This window comes from Candidatus Symbiopectobacterium sp. NZEC135, assembly GCF_025962695.1.
On record NZ_JAGFPF010001358.1, the window covers coordinates 1 to 577 of the forward strand.

A 577-nucleotide genomic window follows, 5' to 3' on the forward strand; every position below is an offset into this window, starting at 1 on the left:
ATCCGTAAATATCATCCTTTAAGGTATGTGCCGTTGCCAGCGGATTGATTTTTGTTGGCACTGCCGCTGACCTCATGATCGACTCACATTAGCCATAAGAAAAGCATATAATTCCACATATATTGATTATACATGCATTATATGCCATTAACACCTGATATCTATGCACCCATTATTTGCTGCACGGGGAAAGGATGCACAGGCACATTTGTCGCACCTCTTCCAGCGCCTGCTGGATAGCTGGAAGGCGAGCAGCAAAGCGGTAGGAAGGAAGCACCACCGACAAGGCGTGCGCCGATCTTCCCGGTACCGGCAACGCAATCCCAACGGCACAGACGCCTTCCGCATGCTCTTCCCGGTCGTAAGAAAAGCCGTTGGCACGCACTTCGGCTATCTGTTGCAGCAGCGCTGGCAGCGAAACCGTCGTCTGGGGCGTTAACGCAGGCATCTGATCGTGTAGCAGTGCCGTAATCTGCGCATCGGTTAATAACGACAGCATCGCCTTGCCGTTCGCCATGGCATAAACCGGTTTGGGACGATCGTGTATCGGAACTACGCGCACCGCCTGATCGCTGAT

The 577-nt window shown here is 52.5% G+C and carries 1 protein-coding gene; it reads right to left on the reverse strand.

Features of this window, described 5'->3' with window-relative positions:
- Positions 1–172: 172 nt before the first annotated feature.
- Positions 173–577 (reverse strand): IclR family transcriptional regulator C-terminal domain-containing protein (locus J5224_RS34250; protein ID WP_264629295.1); only part of this gene is annotated, 405 nt, incomplete at its 5' end.